Annotated in this window: 18 protein-coding genes; 8 read left to right on the forward strand and 10 right to left on the reverse strand. The window is 30.5% G+C overall.

The features are described from left to right. Positions 1–117: 117 nt before the first annotated feature. Both radA and AABI72_RS03355 read right to left on the reverse strand, forming a co-directional pair. The gene (gene radA / locus AABI72_RS03350) at positions 118–1,440 is read right to left on the reverse strand and encodes a DNA repair protein RadA (RefSeq protein WP_338364400.1); all 1,323 of its coding nucleotides are present in this window, start codon (positions 1,438–1,440) and stop codon (positions 118–120) included. Beyond that, positions 1,437–2,963: an acyl-CoA carboxylase subunit beta gene (locus tag AABI72_RS03355; RefSeq protein ID WP_338364402.1), complete on the reverse strand. Its 1,527-nt coding sequence runs from the start codon at positions 2,961–2,963 to the stop codon at positions 1,437–1,439. The genes radA and AABI72_RS03355 overlap by 4 nt, the downstream gene beginning before the upstream one ends. 154 nt (positions 2,964–3,117) lie before the next feature. Between AABI72_RS03355 and AABI72_RS03360 the strand changes: the two genes are divergently transcribed. The 4 genes from AABI72_RS03360 (at position 3,118) to AABI72_RS03375 (ending at position 7,211) form a co-directional block, all read left to right on the forward strand. After that, positions 3,118–4,551: a hypothetical protein gene (locus AABI72_RS03360; RefSeq protein ID WP_338364404.1), complete on the forward strand. Its 1,434-nt coding sequence runs from the start codon at positions 3,118–3,120 to the stop codon at positions 4,549–4,551. Beyond that, positions 4,541–5,113, forward strand: coding sequence for a hypothetical protein (locus AABI72_RS03365; protein ID WP_338364405.1), 573 nt, complete (start codon positions 4,541–4,543; stop codon positions 5,111–5,113). The genes AABI72_RS03360 and AABI72_RS03365 overlap by 11 nt, the downstream gene beginning before the upstream one ends. 11 nt (positions 5,114–5,124) lie before the next feature. Next, a complete protein-coding gene (locus AABI72_RS03370) occupies positions 5,125–6,333 on the forward strand; it encodes a hypothetical protein (protein WP_338364408.1) in 1,209 nt (402 codons plus the stop codon). A gap of 149 nt (positions 6,334–6,482) precedes the next feature. Further along, the gene (locus AABI72_RS03375) at positions 6,483–7,211 is read left to right on the forward strand and encodes an ABC transporter ATP-binding protein (RefSeq protein WP_338364409.1); all 729 of its coding nucleotides are present in this window, start codon (positions 6,483–6,485) and stop codon (positions 7,209–7,211) included. Between the two features lie 5 nt (positions 7,212–7,216). Here AABI72_RS03375 and smpB read toward each other — a convergent pair whose 3' ends face one another. The 4 genes from smpB to AABI72_RS03395 form a co-directional block, all read right to left on the reverse strand. Then, entirely contained in the window at positions 7,217–7,723 is a 507-nt protein-coding gene (smpB, locus tag AABI72_RS03380; protein ID WP_338364411.1) for an SsrA-binding protein SmpB, read from the reverse strand. Next, positions 7,693–8,550, reverse strand: a complete 858-nt coding sequence (locus AABI72_RS03385) for a glycine--tRNA ligase subunit alpha (protein WP_338364413.1) — start codon at positions 8,548–8,550, stop codon at positions 7,693–7,695. The genes smpB and AABI72_RS03385 overlap by 31 nt, the downstream gene beginning before the upstream one ends. A gap of 89 nt (positions 8,551–8,639) precedes the next feature. Further along, positions 8,640–9,257, reverse strand: coding sequence for a hypothetical protein (locus AABI72_RS03390; protein WP_338364415.1), 618 nt, complete (start codon positions 9,255–9,257; stop codon positions 8,640–8,642). 145 nt (positions 9,258–9,402) lie between these two features. Then, a complete protein-coding gene (locus AABI72_RS03395; protein WP_338364417.1) occupies positions 9,403–10,878 on the reverse strand; it encodes an HlyD family type I secretion periplasmic adaptor subunit in 1,476 nt (491 codons plus the stop codon). Positions 10,879–10,964: 86 nt separating this feature from the next. Between AABI72_RS03395 and ybeY the strand changes: the two genes are divergently transcribed. Continuing rightward, positions 10,965–11,447 (forward strand): rRNA maturation RNase YbeY, encoded by a 483-nt coding sequence (gene ybeY, locus AABI72_RS03400; protein ID WP_338364420.1) that lies wholly within the window; start codon positions 10,965–10,967, stop codon positions 11,445–11,447. 9 nt (positions 11,448–11,456) lie between these two features. Here ybeY and AABI72_RS03405 read toward each other — a convergent pair whose 3' ends face one another. Continuing rightward, on the reverse strand, positions 11,457–12,245 hold the full coding sequence (locus AABI72_RS03405; RefSeq protein WP_338364422.1) for an enoyl-ACP reductase: 789 nt from the start codon (positions 12,243–12,245) through the stop codon (positions 11,457–11,459). Between the two features lie 272 nt (positions 12,246–12,517). On the opposite strand from AABI72_RS03405, the gene AABI72_RS03410 reads away from it, so the two are divergent. Next, positions 12,518–13,798 (forward strand): hypothetical protein, encoded by a 1,281-nt coding sequence (locus tag AABI72_RS03410; RefSeq protein WP_338364423.1) that lies wholly within the window; start codon positions 12,518–12,520, stop codon positions 13,796–13,798. Here the strand turns inward: AABI72_RS03410 and AABI72_RS03415 are convergent. Continuing rightward, on the reverse strand, positions 13,788–14,759 hold the full coding sequence (locus tag AABI72_RS03415; RefSeq protein WP_338364425.1) for a DMT family transporter: 972 nt from the start codon (positions 14,757–14,759) through the stop codon (positions 13,788–13,790). The two genes, AABI72_RS03410 and AABI72_RS03415, sit on opposite strands and share 11 nt — an antisense overlap. A gap of 229 nt (positions 14,760–14,988) precedes the next feature. On the opposite strand from AABI72_RS03415, the gene AABI72_RS03420 reads away from it, so the two are divergent. After that, on the forward strand, positions 14,989–16,170 hold the full coding sequence (locus AABI72_RS03420) for an NADH-quinone oxidoreductase subunit D (protein WP_338364426.1): 1,182 nt from the start codon (positions 14,989–14,991) through the stop codon (positions 16,168–16,170). A 407-nt stretch (positions 16,171–16,577) separates the two neighbouring features. Continuing rightward, positions 16,578–16,730: a hypothetical protein gene (locus tag AABI72_RS03425; RefSeq protein ID WP_338364429.1), complete on the forward strand. Its 153-nt coding sequence runs from the start codon at positions 16,578–16,580 to the stop codon at positions 16,728–16,730. Positions 16,731–16,749: 19 nt separating this feature from the next. On the opposite strand, the gene AABI72_RS03430 is transcribed toward AABI72_RS03425, so the two are convergent. Further along, positions 16,750–17,616: a hypothetical protein gene (locus AABI72_RS03430; RefSeq protein WP_338364431.1), complete on the reverse strand. Its 867-nt coding sequence runs from the start codon at positions 17,614–17,616 to the stop codon at positions 16,750–16,752. Positions 17,617–17,725: 109 nt separating this feature from the next. Further along, positions 17,726–18,490: a hypothetical protein gene (locus AABI72_RS03435; RefSeq protein WP_338364433.1), complete on the reverse strand. Its 765-nt coding sequence runs from the start codon at positions 18,488–18,490 to the stop codon at positions 17,726–17,728. Between the last annotated feature and the right edge of the window lie 5 nt (positions 18,491–18,495).

The following is an 18,495-nucleotide window of genomic DNA, read 5'->3' on the forward strand; positions in this document are numbered from 1 at the left end:
CACTGTATTATTTTTATAGTATATTGATATTAAATTTGCTCTATACAGCTTTTTAGTTTTGTTATATGATTGATTGCTATAATTCCAGCACTGTATTATTTTTATAGTATATTGATATTAAATTTGCTCTATATAGCTTTTTAGTTTTGTTATATGATTGATTGCTATAATTTCAGCACTGTGTAAATCTTTGTCTCTAGCTGTTATTGCATTATGAAATCCCAGACGTTTTGATTCTTGAATTCTTTTTTGTCCATGTGCAGTTTTCCTGAATGCACCAGATAAGCTTATTTCTCCAAACAATACTGTTTTATAGGGCATTGTTTTATTATAAAAAGCTGAGAGTAATGCTGCTGCTATTGCCATATCAGCAGCAGTTTCACTAATCTTAAAACCACCTGCAACATTAAGATATATTTCTTTATCAGACAGCAATATTCCACATCTAGCACTTAGTATAGCTACTATCATTGCAAGACGGTTTATATCCCATCCAACTACTGCTCTACGTGGCGTAACCATATATGTTGGTGCTAGCAATGCTTGTATTTCTAGTAATATTGGTCTAGTTCCTTCTATGCCAGCAAATATAACGCTACCAGTTGTATTTGCTGAATGTTCTGGTATAAATATTGCAGATGGATTGTTAACTGAATTAAGGCCTTGATCACTCATGGTGAATACTGCAATTTCATTGGCTGGGCCAAATCTATTTTTTATTGTTCTAAGTATTCTATAATGATTATAGGTATCACCTTCAAAATATAGAACTGTATCAACCATGTGTTCCAGCACCTTAGGTCCAGCAATTTGCCCATCTTTATTAACATGACTAATAATTATTAGTGTAATACCATAGTTTTTGACAAGTTCTATTATTTTATGTGCACAATGTCTGACTTGCATTATAGATCCTGGTGATGAGCTAGATTCATTGCTGTATATGGTTTGTATTGAATCTATAAATATAAATTTAAGATTTTTTTCTTTGGTGATTATAGAGATGATTTGCTCTAGTCTTGCTTGTGATGCAAAAAAAACATTTTCTGTTGTTTTTTTAAATTTTTGTATTCTAATACTTATTTGTTCAATTGATTCTTCGGCAGATATATACAAGCTGTTTGTAAAATTAAGAGCAAGTTGTGTCATGAGTGTTGATTTGCCAATGCCAGGTTCACCACCAATTAGTATTGCAGAACCTGGTGCAATTCCACCACCAAGTGCATTATCTAATTCGCTACAACCAGTTTTATATCTTTCATAGTTAATAGTTATTTTTTTTATTTCATTTATTGAAACAATGTTGCTCGCAGTATTTGTTTCAATAGCTTGGCTCTGGCTAATTGTATTCCATTTACCACATGTGTCACATTTGCCAGCCCATTTGCTATAATATGTATGGCATTCAGTGCATGTGTATAGTTTTTTGTTATTTTTCACAATGGAAGATTATCATGTTTTTTCCAATATCCAGAGATACTTTTGTGCTTTAGTATTTCAAGAGCATAACATATTTTAAATCTAACCTTTGAAGAACTAATAATGTCATCTAAGAAACACCTTGATGCAGTAGTTATTGGTGTTGCAAATTTTTTTCTATACTCTTTGGTCAGTATTTCAAGTTTTTCTGGGTCATTAACATGCTTGCTAAATATAATTTCAACAGCACCTTTTGGTCCCATAACAGCAATTTCAGCATCTTGTAATGCATAATTTATATCACCACCAAGATGTTTGGATCCCATTGCTATGTATGCTCCACCATAAGCTTTTCTTAGTGCTATAGTTATTTTTGGCACAGTTGCTTCAGCATATGCATATGCTAGCTTTGCTCCATGCTTTATAATTGCATTATGCTCTTGGTTTGTGCCTGGTAAGAAACCTGGCACATCAACTAAAGTAACAATTGGTATGTTAAAAGCATCACAGAATCTTATAAATCTTGCAGCTTTACGTGATGCATTGATATCAAGACATCCTGCTAATGAGTTGGGTTGATTGGCAACTATTCCAACTGTTGTACCATTCATATGTGCAAAACCAATTACTATGTTGGTAGCAAAGTTTTGTTGTATTTCTGTAAATTGATTCTCATCAGCTATTATTGATATAACATGTCTTATGTCATAGGGAGTGTTAGGATTAGAAGGTATGATGCCCTCTAATGCATGTGTTGGTCGTGATGGTGTATCTGTTGTTGTAAGTACAGGAAGTACCTCTTTATTGCTATTGGGAATAAAACGCATAAATTTGCGTATATATGTCAACAGTTCTATGTCATTGTTAAATACAGCATCAACAATGCCTGTTTTCTTATCATGCACACTAGCACCACCAAGTTTTTCAGTGGTTATCTGTTCATATGTAACACTTTTTACAACAGCTGGGCCAGTTACAAACATAAATGATGTGTTGCAAGTCATAAATATAAAGTCTGTTAGAGCTGGAGAGTATACTGCACCACCAGCACATGGTCCCATGATTAAGGATATTTGTGGTATGACGCCAGAAAGATTAACATTGCGTTGGAAGATATCGCCATATCCAGCTAATGAATCAATACCCTCTTGTATTCTTGCACCACCTGAATCATTTATGCATATAAGTGGTGCTTTGGCTTTAGCCGCCATATCCATAAGATTACATATTTTTTTTGCATGCATTTCTCCTAGTGAGCCACCAAAAACTGTGAAGTCTTGTGCATATGTAAAGCATGTTTTGCCATTTATTTTACCCACTCCAGTTACTACACCATCACCAGTGATAATATTTTTATCCATGTTAAAATTATCACACCTATGTTGTGCAAATACTCCATATTCTTCAAAAGAATTTTTATCAAGCAGTACTTTTATTCTTTCACGTGCAGTTAACTTCCCTTTTTTGTGTTGATTAACTACACGTTCCTTGCCACCGCCAATGAGAGTTTCATTTCTTTTTTTTTGTATGGTTGAAGTATGCATTATAATATTTTTTCATCCATAAAAAACAAATATTTAACCATTATCCTATATATACATAGTGCATTGTCAAGTTTTCAGCTGCAATATGTTTATAAAATTATATTTTCGTTATAGCTGTGTGGTAACTGTTAATGGTTTCAGTTTCCCATATATTATGATTTTTGATAAATATACACTAGTAGATGCTTTTTATATAAAAGATAACGATGATCGTGGTAAATTTGAAGATAAAATACATCGATATGGTAGTCGTTTAGCAATTTATATTGTACTTGATGTGTTTGATGTTGAGTATGTCTGTGAGTTTTTTGATCCTTTAAAAAAAAGTATTATTAGACAGCTTGTAAGCAACAAACTTAAAATTGATCTAGCAAATTTTGAATTTAAAAATGCACTTCCAGTTGCTGGTGGTAGTTCTAAAAAAAAATTAAATTATGTTTTTATTGGTGTAAATATTAACTCAAAAGTTAAGTCATATGTTCATTATTTTGATTTTTTGCCCTACATTATTACAGGCGTTCATATTATGCCAATTGAAGCTAGTGTTGTAATGAGGTATTTGGCAAAAAAGATGCACAGGAGGAAAATAAACTCTGACTTTCAGATGCTTGTTCTGGTTGGTTCTATAGTAGATTACAAGATAGTGGTATTCAACAAGGGTAGCTTTTTTTTATCGCGTGCTATTGGAAATATTGGTGGTGAGAATCCTAATTTGTCACTTCTAGCTGATGAAATAAATAGCACTATTAATTATGTAATAAAATTATACAACAAAACTGAAGCAACGGTTAGTGTATATTATATTGTACACAAGAATGATGTTGAGACTTGCAAATCATTAGAGATTAAAGCTAATGATGTTTTTATAAAAACACTGGAAGATTGTGCTAGTTTTTGTAAAGTAAAAACTTCATCTTCTGACATTAATATAGATAATGCTGATATTATTATTTCATCGTTAATGCTGAAGAATTCATCTGTATTAAAAATGCCAACTAAAAAAACTATCAAGGTTAATACCATTATTAACACTTCCTTGGTATTGGATATGTTTTCTTTTGTTGTTGTTATATTAGCACTATTAATGCTTGGTGTTTTTGGCTTGGAGTTTTTATTGGGCAAGGTGAATGAGAGGGTTTTGTTAAAGAAAAGTGATGGCGTTACAGTAGCTTACAATAGTCTTAGAGAACAATATCATACTACTTCAGATGAAATGATTGTTATTGATAATATTTTAAAGTTATATGATTCAATGATGAGAGAGAGAAAACCAGTGCAGCAGTATATAAAAAATATTTCTAAAATTGCTTTAGTTGACAAGAAAATGACTTTGGAAAGTTTTAAATTAGATAAGAAGAGCAGCTCTGTTCTAAATGATCTTTTTATTTCCGCTACACTTGATTTTCGTGGTATGTCTTATCAGGAAGCCTCAAATGGGCATCTTAGGATCAAGGCTAAGATAAAAGATATTTTTCAAGGTTGTCGTGCTTCAATTAGCAGTATTCCTATAGATATAAGTGATAAGGGCATAGATGAGGTTTTTAAAATTACTATTCAAGTTATTGGTGGTGGTTGTTATGAAGATTAAGTTGGCACATAGTATTTTTGTAAACAGAATAGTGATTTTTGGTGCAATAATTTTTATCGCACTATTTTTCCTTGCTAGTTCCCATGAGGCTGTTAAATTTACAGAAAAAAAGAGCAAAGAATTAAAGGAACATTTTGATGACTACAGTAAAAAATTGTCTATATTACAGGATAATGTAGAAAAAATTGATAGAATTAATACCATTATTGTTGATTATGCTAATTCTACAGAGATTCCAATTGATGATATGGTAAATTTGATAAAAAAAAGAGCAAAAGTTTTTTTTCTAGAACCTACTTTTAATATCAATTATCCAGAACTAGATAAAAGCATAAATATATATAATAAAACATTTAATTTTATGTCATCTAAGATATATGTAAGTTATTCAGCAATTAATGATGTTATAGCATATGCTTTTATTGATGATATATCTACTAGAATTAATGGTGGGATTGAACTTGATAGAATTTCTGTTGTAAGTCAGAAGTCAGAGAATAATTCTGATAGTTCTGTAACGGCTTCTTTTGTGGTGAGCTGGGATTTGCTTTATTTAAAATAGGTAATTAAGAGATGTTTTCTTTACTGTCATCATTGTTATTTGGTTTTTGTTTGAATTTTGCTAGTATTGTTTCTGCTGCATGTAATTGTGATGGTTATAGCTATATTAGCAGCTATAATAAAATTGAATTAAGTGGCGTGAGTCATGTTACACTGAGCAACACTAACAGTGACATAGAGTCTATTGATAATCATAATGGATTAAATGTAATTACTACTAAAGATGAGAGTGTTTCTGAGAGCAATGATGTTAATTCAGCTAATAAAATAGGATTTCTATTAAAAGATGGCAGCAAACTGCAAAGTAATAGTTCAAATAATGAGAATACTGTTAAGCAAGATGATAATACACAGGATATAGATAATCCAGATGGTATTGTGCTAAATGATTATAAATCAGTGTTTGCTAAGGATAATAATGTATACAACAATATATATAAGTTTTATGCTAAAAATAGCACAAGATCATTTAATGCTTATGGTAATTTTATTGCTATTGCTGATGGTTTGTATCTCAGAAATTCATCTACATTTGATTCATCAACTTTTTTGAGTAAAGCTAGAGTTGTTAAGGATGTTGCTGTTGATTTAGATAAGAGGCTTAGCAGTGTATTTTCTGGTCCATTAGAGCTGAATAGTATAGTGTTTTTTGATAGCAATAGATGGAGTGTAGTAATTAATGGTATTTTTATTAACAGTACTAGTGCACACTCTATTTCAGAAGATTTATATGAATTTGTTCCTGTTCATGTTTTTAAAGATAGAGCACTGTTTATTTTTAAATTAAAGAAAGAGGCACTTAATACAATTATAAAGACTCATTTAACACATAAGCTCTTTGATATGCAAGGATCTCTTTACAGCAATAAAAATCATTCTATTATTGTGGACAGGGAGAAGAGTGTAATTGCAGTAATGTTGTATAATAATCAAAGTTTTTTACCATCTGATATGGAAATTGTTCGCATGCATGGCAGTTATGGCAGATTTAAATATATAAATTCTATTAATAATAATACTAATAATAAGGAAAGTGATTCCAAAACAGAGAAGGATACTCCTGACAATAATACTAATTTATTAGACAAATCTAATGCTGAAAATAATAAACCTCTAGAAGATGATATTGGCAGTATTAGTAAATTATTGCAAAATGCATTTAAAAACAGTGAGATATTAAACTTATATAAAATTATTAAAAATACCAGTAACATTAAATGACTAGTTAGGTTATGTTTAGTTGTTGTTTTGTATTTTACTGCATGTAAAGATGTTCTGTATATTTGTGGATTAATAGTTAGTTTAAGTTAGTTGATTTTTATTTAAGCATATGTGAATATGTTGTTATATATTTCTTAATGAGGTATTTGATGAGTATTGATATTGCTCTTAATGTGCAAGGGATTTACAAGCATTATAGCAATAGACTAGTGTTAGATAATGTAAGTCTTAGCGTTAACTCTGGTGAAGTTTTTGGTTTGATTGGCCTGAATGGCATTGGGAAAACTACCTTGATTAAGATAATGATGGATCTTTTAGGCTCAGATAAGGGTAGTATTTCATTCTTTGGCATAAGTTCAAATACACATAAAAGTCGTGAGAATGTTTTTTATTTACCAGAGAAATTTAGTCCTTCACCTTTTTTGAAAGGTTGGGAGTTTTTGTCAATGGTGCTTAATTACTACAATAAAAAGTACAGTGATGTTGATGCTAAAGATTTATGTAATAGGTTTGGCCTAAGTAATGATTTTTTGTATAAGCGCATCAGCAGTTATTCAAAAGGTATGGGACAAAAACTGGGATTAATATCTGTGTTTATAAGTGGTGCAAAGTTACTCATGCTTGATGAGCCAATGAGTGGTTTAGATCCATCTGCACGTATTATGGTGAAACGTGAAATTAAAAAGCATTGTAGTAATGGGGGAACTGTGTTTTTTAGTTCACATATATTGTCTGATATAGATGAAGTTTGCAACAGAATGTCAGTGCTGCATAATAATAGCGTAATGTTTACTGGTACACCAAGTGAACTTTTAAGTTTACATAATACTAATAATATGGAAACAGCATTTTTACGTGAAATTGGTGAGAGCGTATAGTTTATTTAGCTGGTGTGTTTAACAGCACGTTTAAGTTCTATTGCAACCTCTTTTCTTTTTGCTGCCTCACGTTTGTCATGTATTTTCTTACCTTTGGCAATAGCAATACTAACTTTAACAATACCTTTGTTATTGAAGTATATGCTCAGTGGCACAAGAGTTATTCCTTGTAATTTTTGCAATCCCTTTAGTTTGTTGATTTGTTTTTTATGCAGCAGTAAAATTCTTTTGCGATTTGGTTTGTGGTTGTTATGTTTAGATGATTGGTATTCTGAAATATTTAAATTTATTATTACTGCTTGATTTTTCACAATACTTATATGAACACCACCTATACTTGCTTTATGTATTCTTAGTGATTTTACCTCTGTACCTAAAAGAGCAATCCCAGCTTCAAGAGTTTCTCCTATTGTGTAGTTAAAGCTAGCTTTTTTATTTTTTACAATAGATTGATAGTTATCTATAGGTTTTTGTTTTTTCATTACTGTGGATTTTCTTGATATTTGGCCCATAAGCCACAGCATTTATTTGTTAAATTTCTTATCTTGAGTATGAATTGAGCACGTTCTTGCGTGCTTAGATTGCCATTTGCATCTAGTAGATTTAGATTGTGACTAGCCTTTAAGCACTGGTCGTAAGCTGCAACAGGTAGATTATTTTTAATTAGTGTTAGTGCTTTTAGCTCATTTTGCTTAAACTGTTCAAGTAAATATTTCTCATCATTGTTATGATAATATGTTGAGTTGCTGAAATCTTCTTCTTGTTTTTTAAAAATTTGTTTATAGCTCATATTCTCACTCCACATTAGATCATAAATACTATCTTTATTTTGTATTATGGTACAAATTCTTTCTAGTCCATATGTTAATTCACCTGTAATAGCAGGGCAAAGTATTCCTCCAACTTGCTGCATATATGTAAATTGTGATATTTCTATGCCATTATGCCATATTTCCCATCCAGTGCCAGCTGCACCAATACTAGGATTCTCCCAGTCATCATTAACAAACCTTATGTCATTTTTTTCAATATTTATACTAATTTCTTCTAGGCTCTTGAGGTATAGCTCTTGCATGTTGTCTGGAGATGGTTTTAGTATTACTTGATATTGATGATGTTGGTAGAGTCTGTTTGGGTTTTTGCCAAATCTACCATCTGCAGGTCTTATTGATGGTTGAACATAGGCAATTTTATAATGCAAACTATCTATTGCACGTAGAGCAGTAGCTGGATGCAAAGTTCCAGCCCCCATTTCTGTAGTGTATGGCTGCAATATAGTGCATCCATATTCTGCCCAATATTTATTTAATCTGTTTATTAACTCTTGAAAAGTTAGCATAAATAAATTCAATAATCTCAAGGTTTTTATAATTATATCATAGAGTTTTTTTTACGCTATGAAAATGACAATTTTGCAGCAATGCTCTGCTAGCTTGCATTTTTGTTAAGACTGTTTATTCTGTTACGTATTGCATCAATAGGTATATTGTATGTCTTGTTACTTGCTATGCCATTTGCAAAATAGCTTATTATATCTTTATACATCATTAGTGCTGCTGTTTTTTCGCCAGTTTTATCAAGAAGTATTGCTAAGTTATACTTATAGTCTATTCTAGGTTCTATTTTGATTGCTGCAGTATAGCTATATATTGCTTGCACTATGTTATTCATTTGGCTATACAGTATACCTAATTGTGCTGGAATTATATGTGACCTAGGGTATAAATTCCATAAGTTGTTTATAGTATTTATAGCATCACCCTGACTGTTGGCGCTTAATGATATCATATAGTTATTTAGCATTGATTCATCTTTAGGATTTTTTTGTAATAATTCAGCATAAATTGCACTGGATTTTTTGTACATTTTATTCATGTAATATGCTAGTGCTAAATTTTGCATAAGATATTGATTATTTCCTAAAGTTTGCATACCATCTTTTAGTATTTTGATCCCTACTTCTAAGTGTTTTAAGCGTATAGCTTGTTGTGCATCATAGGCTATATTTTTTACAGTAGGAGTATTATTGTTTTTTTTGTCAATCACCACACTGTTGTTTATACTATTGTTGCTTAATGCATTTATTGAAAAACATAAAATAAACAAGATTGTTAATTTGAGTTTATACATTGTTTATTTGAAGTACAATTTTTAATTATACTAATCTGTAAGTATGAAACAAAAGTAAAATTTATGTTTCCCTAAAAGCCCTATTAAAAGATAATGCTATTGGTTTAAACAAATAAGATAGTAGCGTGCGTGATGATGTTGGTATGTAAAGCTCAACTGGCATTCCAGAATATAATGACACTCCATTAAGTTTTTTTATATTTTCTTCAGAAATTTTTGCACGAATTATGTAATAACCAGATACACTATGATTTTCTAAAAAAGCATCAGCTGAAATACTGCTAACAACACTTTCTATTAATGGAATAATTCTGCTACTATAGGTAATTACTCTTGTTTTTGCTATAATTGGCTTTTCAACTAAATTTTTATAATTTAGATAATTTTTTTTTACCATTAATAATGCTGCTATGTCCCTATTTGATATTTTTGCTTCTACTATTAGCATTGAATCTGATGGTACAATTTCCATGATTGCTATACCTGGACTTATTACCCCTCCCACAGTATGATAACGAAGCTCTTTAACAATTCCATCACTAGGTGATCTTATGATGGAGCGATTAATTATATCATTATTGGTATTAAGTTTTTCTTTTAAGCTGAATAAATTAGCATCAACTTCTTTGAGCTCTTTTTCCACTTCATGAGCAAATATATTATAAGTATTGTTTATTTTTATTTTATCCTCATCTATTTGCTGATTGATTTTAGCAACTGAGACTTGATTTATACCAAGATTACTTTTTAGCTCAGCTTGTCGTTGTATAATGGAGTTTAATTGTGTTTTATTTATTACTCCTTTATCAAAAAGTTTTTGTGCTGCTTCTAGCTCATCGGAGTTGATGTCAATTTGCATTTGGATTGATGAACGTTGTTGTGTTAGAGCTTCTATTTCTTTTAATAGTTCGCCAATATGGTGGTTTAGTAGTGACGTTTTGTTGTTTAAATCTTGCTTTCTAGCATAGAATATACGCTTTTGACTTTCTGTAATATTTTTATCGTTATAGTTGCTTTCATCAAATTGGAGCTCTGTGTTATCTTCTCTTTCAGCTAATAATCTTTTTCTTGTTGCTTCAAGTGCGTTAATTTGTTCACGTAGTGTGGCATCATTTGCTCTGGCATTTGGACTTTTTAGTGAGATGAGCATGTCACCAGTGTGCACACTGTCACCTTCATTAACATATATTTTTTCTATTACACCACCCTCTAGATGTTGTATCATTTGTGAGTGACTTTCATGAGTTATATTGCCCTGAGCTTTTACAAAGCTTTCTATTGGAGCCATTGCTGCCCATAGTCCAAAAATACCAAAAAATATAAATATTATTGTTAGTCCAAATATAACAGGAACTTTAATTCTAGTCATAATGCTTGTTTGTATTCCTAATTCTGGTGAAATGCCAATTTTTTTTGAAATGCTGTCTAACTTTTTAGTTGTCTTGATGCTTAATGCTTTTACTGCAGTTGATTTATCATTACTGCAGTTATTTTTCTTATAAAGTAATTTGTTGAGCGAGAAATCAAATATTTTCATACTTTTAGCATTAAATTGTTGGCAAAGTGTAATTCTTATTTATTATAATATTAATTATCTGCTCAATGCAATGAGAATGGTATAAAATGTCTTTAGAGTATGATGTGTATATACATGATAAACGCTGGAATAGTGTACTAAAAAATAACCATGTTTTATATCAATTAGCATATAATATTGATTTAACACTAAATACTTTTGATAATGAATATACTGTATCATTGAATTTTGTCAATGATACATCTATTCAACTGTTAAATAAAGAGTATCATAATAAAGATTCTCCAACAAATGTTTTATCATTATTATATTTTTCTGATACAAATAGTGCTAGAGCTAAAGAGCCATTAGGTGATGTTTTTGTTTCTTTTGATACAATTACAGCAGAGGCTAAGATTTTTAAAGTAGACTTTCACAATCATTTTATGCATATGCTATTACATGGCACACTGCATATTCTTGGATTTGACCATGTTAATAACAGTGATGCCAAAATAATGGAGGATATAGAAAGTACTATTATGACCAATATGCTTGGAATTGATCCTTATAAAACACATATGCTTTAATTATTATATTTATTTGTTGTTGCAAGGCACTCCTATAATATGATAACCAGCATCTACCATTAATACTTCACCTGTAATGCCAGAAGATAGGCTGCTGACTAAAAATAATGCTGATTTACCTATATCTTCAAGAGTTACACTTCGCATTAAAGGTGAATGTGTGCTGTTCCAGTTTAATATATGTGCAAAATGTTCTATGCCACTTGCAGCCATGGTTTTAACAGGTCCAGCAGATATGGCATTAACACGTATATTAAACCTACCAAGATCCATTGCTAAATAACGTACACTGGCCTCTAGTGCAGCTTTGCAAAGCCCCATAACATTATAGTTTGGTACAAATTTTTTAGCACCATAATAGCTCATTGTTAGCATGCTTCCACCATTGGTCATGAGTTTTGCAGATCTTTGAGCCAATGCAGTGAATGAATAGCAAGATATTTCCATGGCATTCTTAAAGTTATCTTTACTTGTATTTATATACATGCCCTTAAGCTCTTTTTTGTCTGCAAATGCTATTGAATGAATACAGAAGTCAATATTACCACAATGTTTTTCTATTTGTTGAAATGTCTTATCTATAGCTTGTTCATTTGTGATATCACATTCTAATAATAGCTTTGTACCTATTTCATTTGCTAATGGTTTGATGCGTTTTAGAATTGACTCATTTTGATAAGTAAAAATAATTTCTGCACCATGTTCAGCCAATACTTTAGCAATACCCCATCCTATAGATTTGCTGTTGGTTATACCACATATTAATCCCTTTTTATTTTGCAATAACTTGTTGGACATAATCTTAAATAGTTTAATTAACTTAATAAGTGAGGTATATGCATTTTACGCTTTTAAGTCAATATACTATTGGATAATTAGTGTATTTTTTATTGTATAAATTTTTTTATTGTTTGTTCAACTTGGTTTTTCTAATGTTAATTGTGTTTGAACTCTGTGTTTATTTGTTTTTGTATATTGAAAGCTAATTTTTTACAATAATTTGTGTTTTGTAAGATTAGCATTGACATTGTTCTGTAAGTTGCTTACTTAAAGCTTTGAGAATTTTTAAAGTGAGTAAAATTGTGCCGGAAATAAAATCAAAAGATGCAAATGTTATAAATGTCAGTGGTGATAATTCTACAATACAATATGATGGGCATAGTTTCCAATGCAAGTTACCTGATTTTATTGATTGTTCTGATGCACAAATAATTATTCCTATTAATAATGATAGCAATAGCATAGTTATGGCTATATTGAGTTGTAAAGATAAATTATTATTCTTACAAGTTGACACAGTGAATAATGCTCTTAAGGTGCAGGGAACTGCTTATATTGGACTTGGATATAGGTATTATTCTATAGATAGTTTACTCTGTGCGCCTGTTAAGGATAGAGATGGATTGCTTTGTGCCTTGGTGCTACCAGCGGGGGATATTACTGATATGAATTATATTCTTTTGAAATTTATTAATTTTAATAAGCTGAGGAAGGGCAAGGTAATCATAGACTCAGGGCAACTTAATTCCAGAATTGGCTACTCTGTTGGTGAAGGTAAAATTGGTGCTGTTGCTTTAGATAACAATATTTCTGGTGCTATGATATTTTTCTATTGTCGTAATCATATGAATAGTTTAAGTATTTTTCCAGCTTATTATAAAATTGATAACAATGGAAAGATTGTAGGAGGTGACTGTCAATATGGATCATTTTCATCAGCATGTAATGCAAGTGATATAAGTGATCTGTCAATTGTCAGGGTGAATGATAGGTTTCGTATACTCTACAATTGCAATGGCACTGACATGCCAATACAACAATCTCTCCCTGCTAAATGTCTTAACAGTAAAGTTGGTAAAGTTGGTACCGCAGATGATTGTAGCTGGTCTAATGGGATGAAAAGAGCAAGTGCCAAAAAGTATTCTGATATCTTTTTGCCATCAAGATCAACAATATTTACCACATCTAGCGATATTTACAAACATAAAGGCAATGTAATAAAATTTGGTAATAATAGCACTGAATTATCATTAGATAATGATGCATCAAAAGGTTTTGTGTTTTTAGGTACATTTTTTCCATTGTTAATTTTGTTTGCTGTCTGTTTGTTTATTTTTAACAAGTATAGATCAAAAAGAGTAAAGACTGATGAGAGTAGCATGGCACTATTACCAAAAGGTATTAATATAAGTTATGACGTTAATAATCAGAAAGATTATAGTGACAATACAACAATTTCAGGTGAAATAAATACTGATGAGCAAAAAACTCATGATGTAGATGATAGTAGCAGTGATCATCATTTTATGATGGTTATAAAAGATTTAGAGGAAAACCAAGCTATTGGATAGCAATATTTTTATTATTAGATGATTGATCTAAGCCTGTTTTTGTAATATTAGGATATTTTGTGCCAATGGTTATTTTATGTTTTTTTGTTGTATGTACAACTCTAAGAACAGTTGTTTTTTCTTTGCCATATACAATAAAAAGTACACCGGTAAAAATTATCAACAAGCCACCTAGAATTTTTAATGTTACTGTTTCATTTAAGATTACTATTGCACCAATAAATCCAAGTACTGGTTCTAGTAAGACAAATGCTGTAATTTGAGACAGTGGGTATTTAGAGAGTAGATAATACCATAAGCCATTGCCAAGTAATAGTGGAAATATTGCAGTAAATATAACTCCAGATATTGAAGTCATGGTGGCTGTTTTTGCTAGTTGTATGTGGCTATTTTCAGTGTATAAAGATAATATAGTGGGTAATATTACTCCAAATAAAGTAGACCATGCCATTACAGCCATATAATTTGTTTCTTTTATGGTTTTAATTTGTATATTATATATTGCCCAGCAAAATGCACCAGTGAGAACCGAGGCAAATGCCAACCAATTGCCTGATACTTTTGGTGAACTAGATAACAGCATTGTTCCAGCAATAGTAAGTAGTATGCCTATTTTTGTTTTATTATTAATTTTTTCTTTTAGTACCATGACTCCTAATATAACAGAAAAAATATTGCTGAGTTTATCTATTATAATGACAACTGAAACATCCATTTTCATTTCTATGCCTTTATATCTTAATATTGTCAGCAGACTGTAATTTGTTCCAAGCAGTATTAGATGACTTAATGGCATTCTAACTTTTTTATAGAATGGCAGAAGAGCAATAGCACATATAATCATGCGCATTGAAACCCAATAACAAATTGGGAAATGGTTTAGGGCATATTTAGCGCCAATATTGTTTGCAGCCCAAACAATGGCAATGAATAATGCTATAAATATATCACGTATTTTCATAGTGTGTTTTAGAGTACTAAATTAGTATATTAATTTTTTAATTATATAGAAATAATTTTTAAAAAGATTTAAGACAATATTGTTAATAATATATTTTTAGCATAATTACAAGTAGAAATTTTGTTATTATTTTCTCTTTGTTGAAATTTTAATAAGCAAGTGTATACTAAATTTTATTAGAAAACTGTTTCTAATAGTTTAAATCTCAATGTTATTTGGTGATTGCACATTGAAAGCAAAGGATAAGGATAAATTTATTGTTAATTTTGGCCCTCAGCATCCAGCATCTCATGGGGTGCTTAGACTGGTTCTTGAATTGGATGGTGAAATTATAGATAGTAGTAATACTTGTATAGGCTATCTTCATCGTGGCACAGAGAAATTAATAGAACATAAAACCTATCTACAGGCTTTACCATATTTTGATAGAATGGATTATGTAGCACCATTGATTCAAGAGTATGCATATGTGTTATGTGTAGAAAGAATTTATGGTTGCCCTGTGCCTATTCGAGCTCAATATCTTAGGGTAATGTTTAGTGAATTGACAAGGATATTGAACCATTTTTCAAATATTGGTGCGCATGCTTTGGATGCTGGTGCAACTACGCCAATGTTGTTACTATGTGAGGAAAGGGAGAAAATATTATCTTTTCTTGAACGGGCATCTGGAGCACGTATGCATATGTCTTATTTTCGTTTTGGCGGCATTATTAATGATGTATCTAGCAAGTTATTGAATGATATATTAAGTTTTTTAGATGAGACTATAAAAGTAGTTGATAACGTTGAGACTTTACTTACTGAGAATAGAATATGGAAACAGCGTAATGTTGGTATAGGAATAATATCTAAAAAAGATGCTATAAAATGGGGTTGCAGTGGCCCTATTTTAAGGGCTACTGGTGTGCCAAGAGACCTAAGAAAAGCAACACCTTATGATATATATAATGTATTAGATTTCTCAATCCCAGTTACCTATAATGGTGATTGTTATGACCGTTATATGATTAGAGTTGCTGAAGTTAGGCAGTCAGTTTCTATGGTTAAGCAATGTATAGAGAAAGTGCCATCTGGTGAAGTTATATGTTCTGACAGAAAAATTGCACCAGAATCAGATTTATCTTTAATTCATACTTCAATGGAAGCTATGATAGCACACTTTAAGCTGTACAGTGAGGGTTTTTCATTGCCATCTAGTGAGTTGTACACTGCTGTAGAGTCCCCAAAGGGAGAGTTTGGTGTTTATTTGGTAGCAGATGGCACTAATAAGCCTTATAGGTGTCGCATTAGATCGCCTAATTTTGCACATTTGCAAATGATTGATAGTATGGCACGTGGTTATACAATATCTGATTTGTCTGTGATTCTTGGTTCATTAGATATTGTTATGGGTGAGGTTGATAGATAGCTTAAATTAGCAAGTTATGCAAAAAATTATAAAATATTATCATAGAGTTAGATTGTTGATAGTAGAATTATTTGATTTTAAATAATTAGTATATTGCAACTAATTATCAATATTTTCACTGATATTTATGTAAGGAATATTAATTAAGCGACAATTTTTATATCTTGATATAAAGTTAGATTCTTATATTTTAAAAAAATTATTAAACTTTAAGTTATTTCTTTGATCATTTTTTCACATCAGTTTATTGTGAAAAGCGTACATATTGTATATAAGCTGAACAGCTTAAAGAATTTTAAACTTAAATGTTATTTGAAGTCTTGATTATTTGATTGCTTAATAGAGAAATTATATGATACAATAAATTATCAGCTTAATAATGAAAGTAATTCTAACTTAGGTTATTTATGCAATGCTTGTTTATGCTAGTTATGTCAATAATGTTATTTTTTCCCACTGATGCTGTTATGCAAAAAGACAGTAAAGATGAAGGTCAATTTGTTGAAGTTAATAAATGTAATAGATGTGGTTCAAAGAAAATTAGAAGATTTAAGTATTAAATAATGTTTGTTTAATTAGTTATTTTATACGTTTTTTGCTTTGTGTGTTGCTAGCATGAATATCAATATCATCTTCAAGCCATTCAGCACTTTGTAATAGCTCATCATTTCTGCTAGGGCTACCTTTACTGTTTTTTGATTTGGTGTTAGTAGCTTTTAGTTTGGTTGATTCTGTAGATTTTGTATTAAACTTTTTGTCTATTTTTTTATCCTCATCTGATTTATGTTTCTCTAATTTTTTAGATAGTCCATCTTTTATACTACTAACAGATAGATTGTTAATGCTTTTTCTAATTGAAGAATTTCTATCCATAGTTTTTATTATCATTCCTCCAACTATTATAGCACCAGCAGCTAATGCTGTCATTATTAGCACTGGTACTGCTATATTAGCTACAGCCATTGTTATTAGAGTTGCAAAAGCTAATATTCCACCAATAGCAAAAAATCCATAACTTACATTCCGTACATTTTTCTTGGCCGCTTCATTACCTTTTGCAAAAGATGATAAAATTTTTTCTTTTTCATCATTGCTTGCAGCAATAGAGCATAATATATTTTGCGTTAATTCCCTTTTTTCATCTAATGTTTTCTGATTTATAGTTAGAATGTTTTGGTTTGTTGTATCATCATAATGAGTTTCAATACCATTTTTAGCTAATAGAGACTCAAGTTTATTCTGCATAGGATTTTTATTGACATTTGGCAATGCAATTGTAATGCTTTTATCTATTGCATTAAAAAGAACTTCCCCACCAAGTCTTTCTATTCCATAGAATATTTTAGTATCTTGAATTTCTGCTGTTTTTGCTTGTGAAAAATGTCTTTTAATTTCATCTAGGCCTATAAGCATTTTTCTGTTTGCTTCTTGTGCTCTGTCTGGCATATTTTATTAAGATATTTTTATACTATGATAGATTATTTTTATAAATTTATAGTTAAAGTATGCACAATTTATTATTTTATTAATATTGATAATTGAATGTTTTGTTTATTTATCTGCTATATGTATGTGTTGCAACTTTTGCATTGTATGCAATTTTTTTGAAATTTTTTTGTTTTTTTGTTTGGCTCATCTTCTTATCCTGCACGTGTTCATATTGCACCTCTATGAGATTGTCATAAATTTTTTTCATCATTTTATAATCAGATTTTTCTACAGTGTTAAGTTTGCTTCTGCTATAATGTTTATAGCTTATAGCCCCTATAGCTATTGTAGATGAGGCAGCAATGATAATTGCAGGAGCAAGTATTAGTCCTAAACCTAGAAGTGTTGCACCAACCACAGTCATTATAGCCATTGCTAAGGTTACAGCATTAGAAATATTAGTTTTTTTTTGTGTATCTAATATTTTATTTTCAGCAATAGATGTTACAGCCTTTCTGAGGGATTGCTCAGCATCATTTTCTGCTAATTCATTTAACATTATATTCATATTTCTTCTATTATGCAACATTTTAGCAGGAAAGACCACTTGATTGCCACCAGTATTTTTATAGTCTATTTTACTGTTTTCTTTCATTTTTTCCAATGCAGTATTTAAATCTCTGATTAGTTTAGAATTAGGATGCAGAATAACATTTATATTATCCTCAGTATCAAGATATACATCTGCTCCATCTTGAATTAATTTGTGCAATATGGCTTGATAATTAGATTTACAATTCTCTCTGTTTTTTGGTTTATGATAGATAAATGCATAATACAGATCATCAAGATTAAGTACAGACTGAGTCATGTTAAATATTTTCTTAGGCATGCTTT

The organism is Candidatus Xenohaliotis californiensis (assembly GCF_963930935.1).
Taxonomy (GTDB): Bacteria; Pseudomonadota; Alphaproteobacteria; order Rickettsiales; family CAWVOK01; genus Xenohaliotis; species Xenohaliotis californiensis.

What these genes read in the sequence shown, in the direction of transcription:
- AABI72_RS03355 (WP_338364402.1), bottom strand. Translation starts at nt 2,963, where the DNA reads ATGCATACTTCAACCATACAAAAAAAAAGAAATGAAACTCTCATTGGC.
- AABI72_RS03360 (WP_338364404.1), top strand. Translation starts at nt 3,118, where the DNA reads ATGATTTTTGATAAATATACACTAGTAGATGCTTTTTATATAAAAGAT.
- AABI72_RS03365 (WP_338364405.1), top strand. Translation starts at nt 4,541, where the DNA reads ATGAAGATTAAGTTGGCACATAGTATTTTTGTAAACAGAATAGTGATT.
- AABI72_RS03370 (WP_338364408.1), top strand. Translation starts at nt 5,125, where the DNA reads ATGTTTTCTTTACTGTCATCATTGTTATTTGGTTTTTGTTTGAATTTT.
- AABI72_RS03375 (WP_338364409.1), top strand. Translation starts at nt 6,483, where the DNA reads ATGAGTATTGATATTGCTCTTAATGTGCAAGGGATTTACAAGCATTAT.
- smpB (WP_338364411.1), bottom strand. Translation starts at nt 7,723, where the DNA reads ATGGGCCAAATATCAAGAAAATCCACAGTAATGAAAAAACAAAAACCT.
- AABI72_RS03385 (WP_338364413.1), bottom strand. Translation starts at nt 8,550, where the DNA reads ATGCTAACTTTTCAAGAGTTAATAAACAGATTAAATAAATATTGGGCA.
- AABI72_RS03395 (WP_338364417.1), bottom strand. Translation starts at nt 10,878, where the DNA reads ATGAAAATATTTGATTTCTCGCTCAACAAATTACTTTATAAGAAAAAT.
- ybeY (WP_338364420.1), top strand. Translation starts at nt 10,965, where the DNA reads ATGTCTTTAGAGTATGATGTGTATATACATGATAAACGCTGGAATAGT.
- AABI72_RS03405 (WP_338364422.1), bottom strand. Translation starts at nt 12,245, where the DNA reads ATGTCCAACAAGTTATTGCAAAATAAAAAGGGATTAATATGTGGTATA.
- AABI72_RS03415 (WP_338364425.1), bottom strand. Translation starts at nt 14,759, where the DNA reads ATGAAAATACGTGATATATTTATAGCATTATTCATTGCCATTGTTTGG.
- AABI72_RS03425 (WP_338364429.1), top strand. Translation starts at nt 16,578, where the DNA reads ATGCAATGCTTGTTTATGCTAGTTATGTCAATAATGTTATTTTTTCCC.
- AABI72_RS03430 (WP_338364431.1), bottom strand. Translation starts at nt 17,616, where the DNA reads ATGCCAGACAGAGCACAAGAAGCAAACAGAAAAATGCTTATAGGCCTA.
- AABI72_RS03435 (WP_338364433.1), bottom strand. Translation starts at nt 18,490, where the DNA reads ATGCCTAAGAAAATATTTAACATGACTCAGTCTGTACTTAATCTTGAT.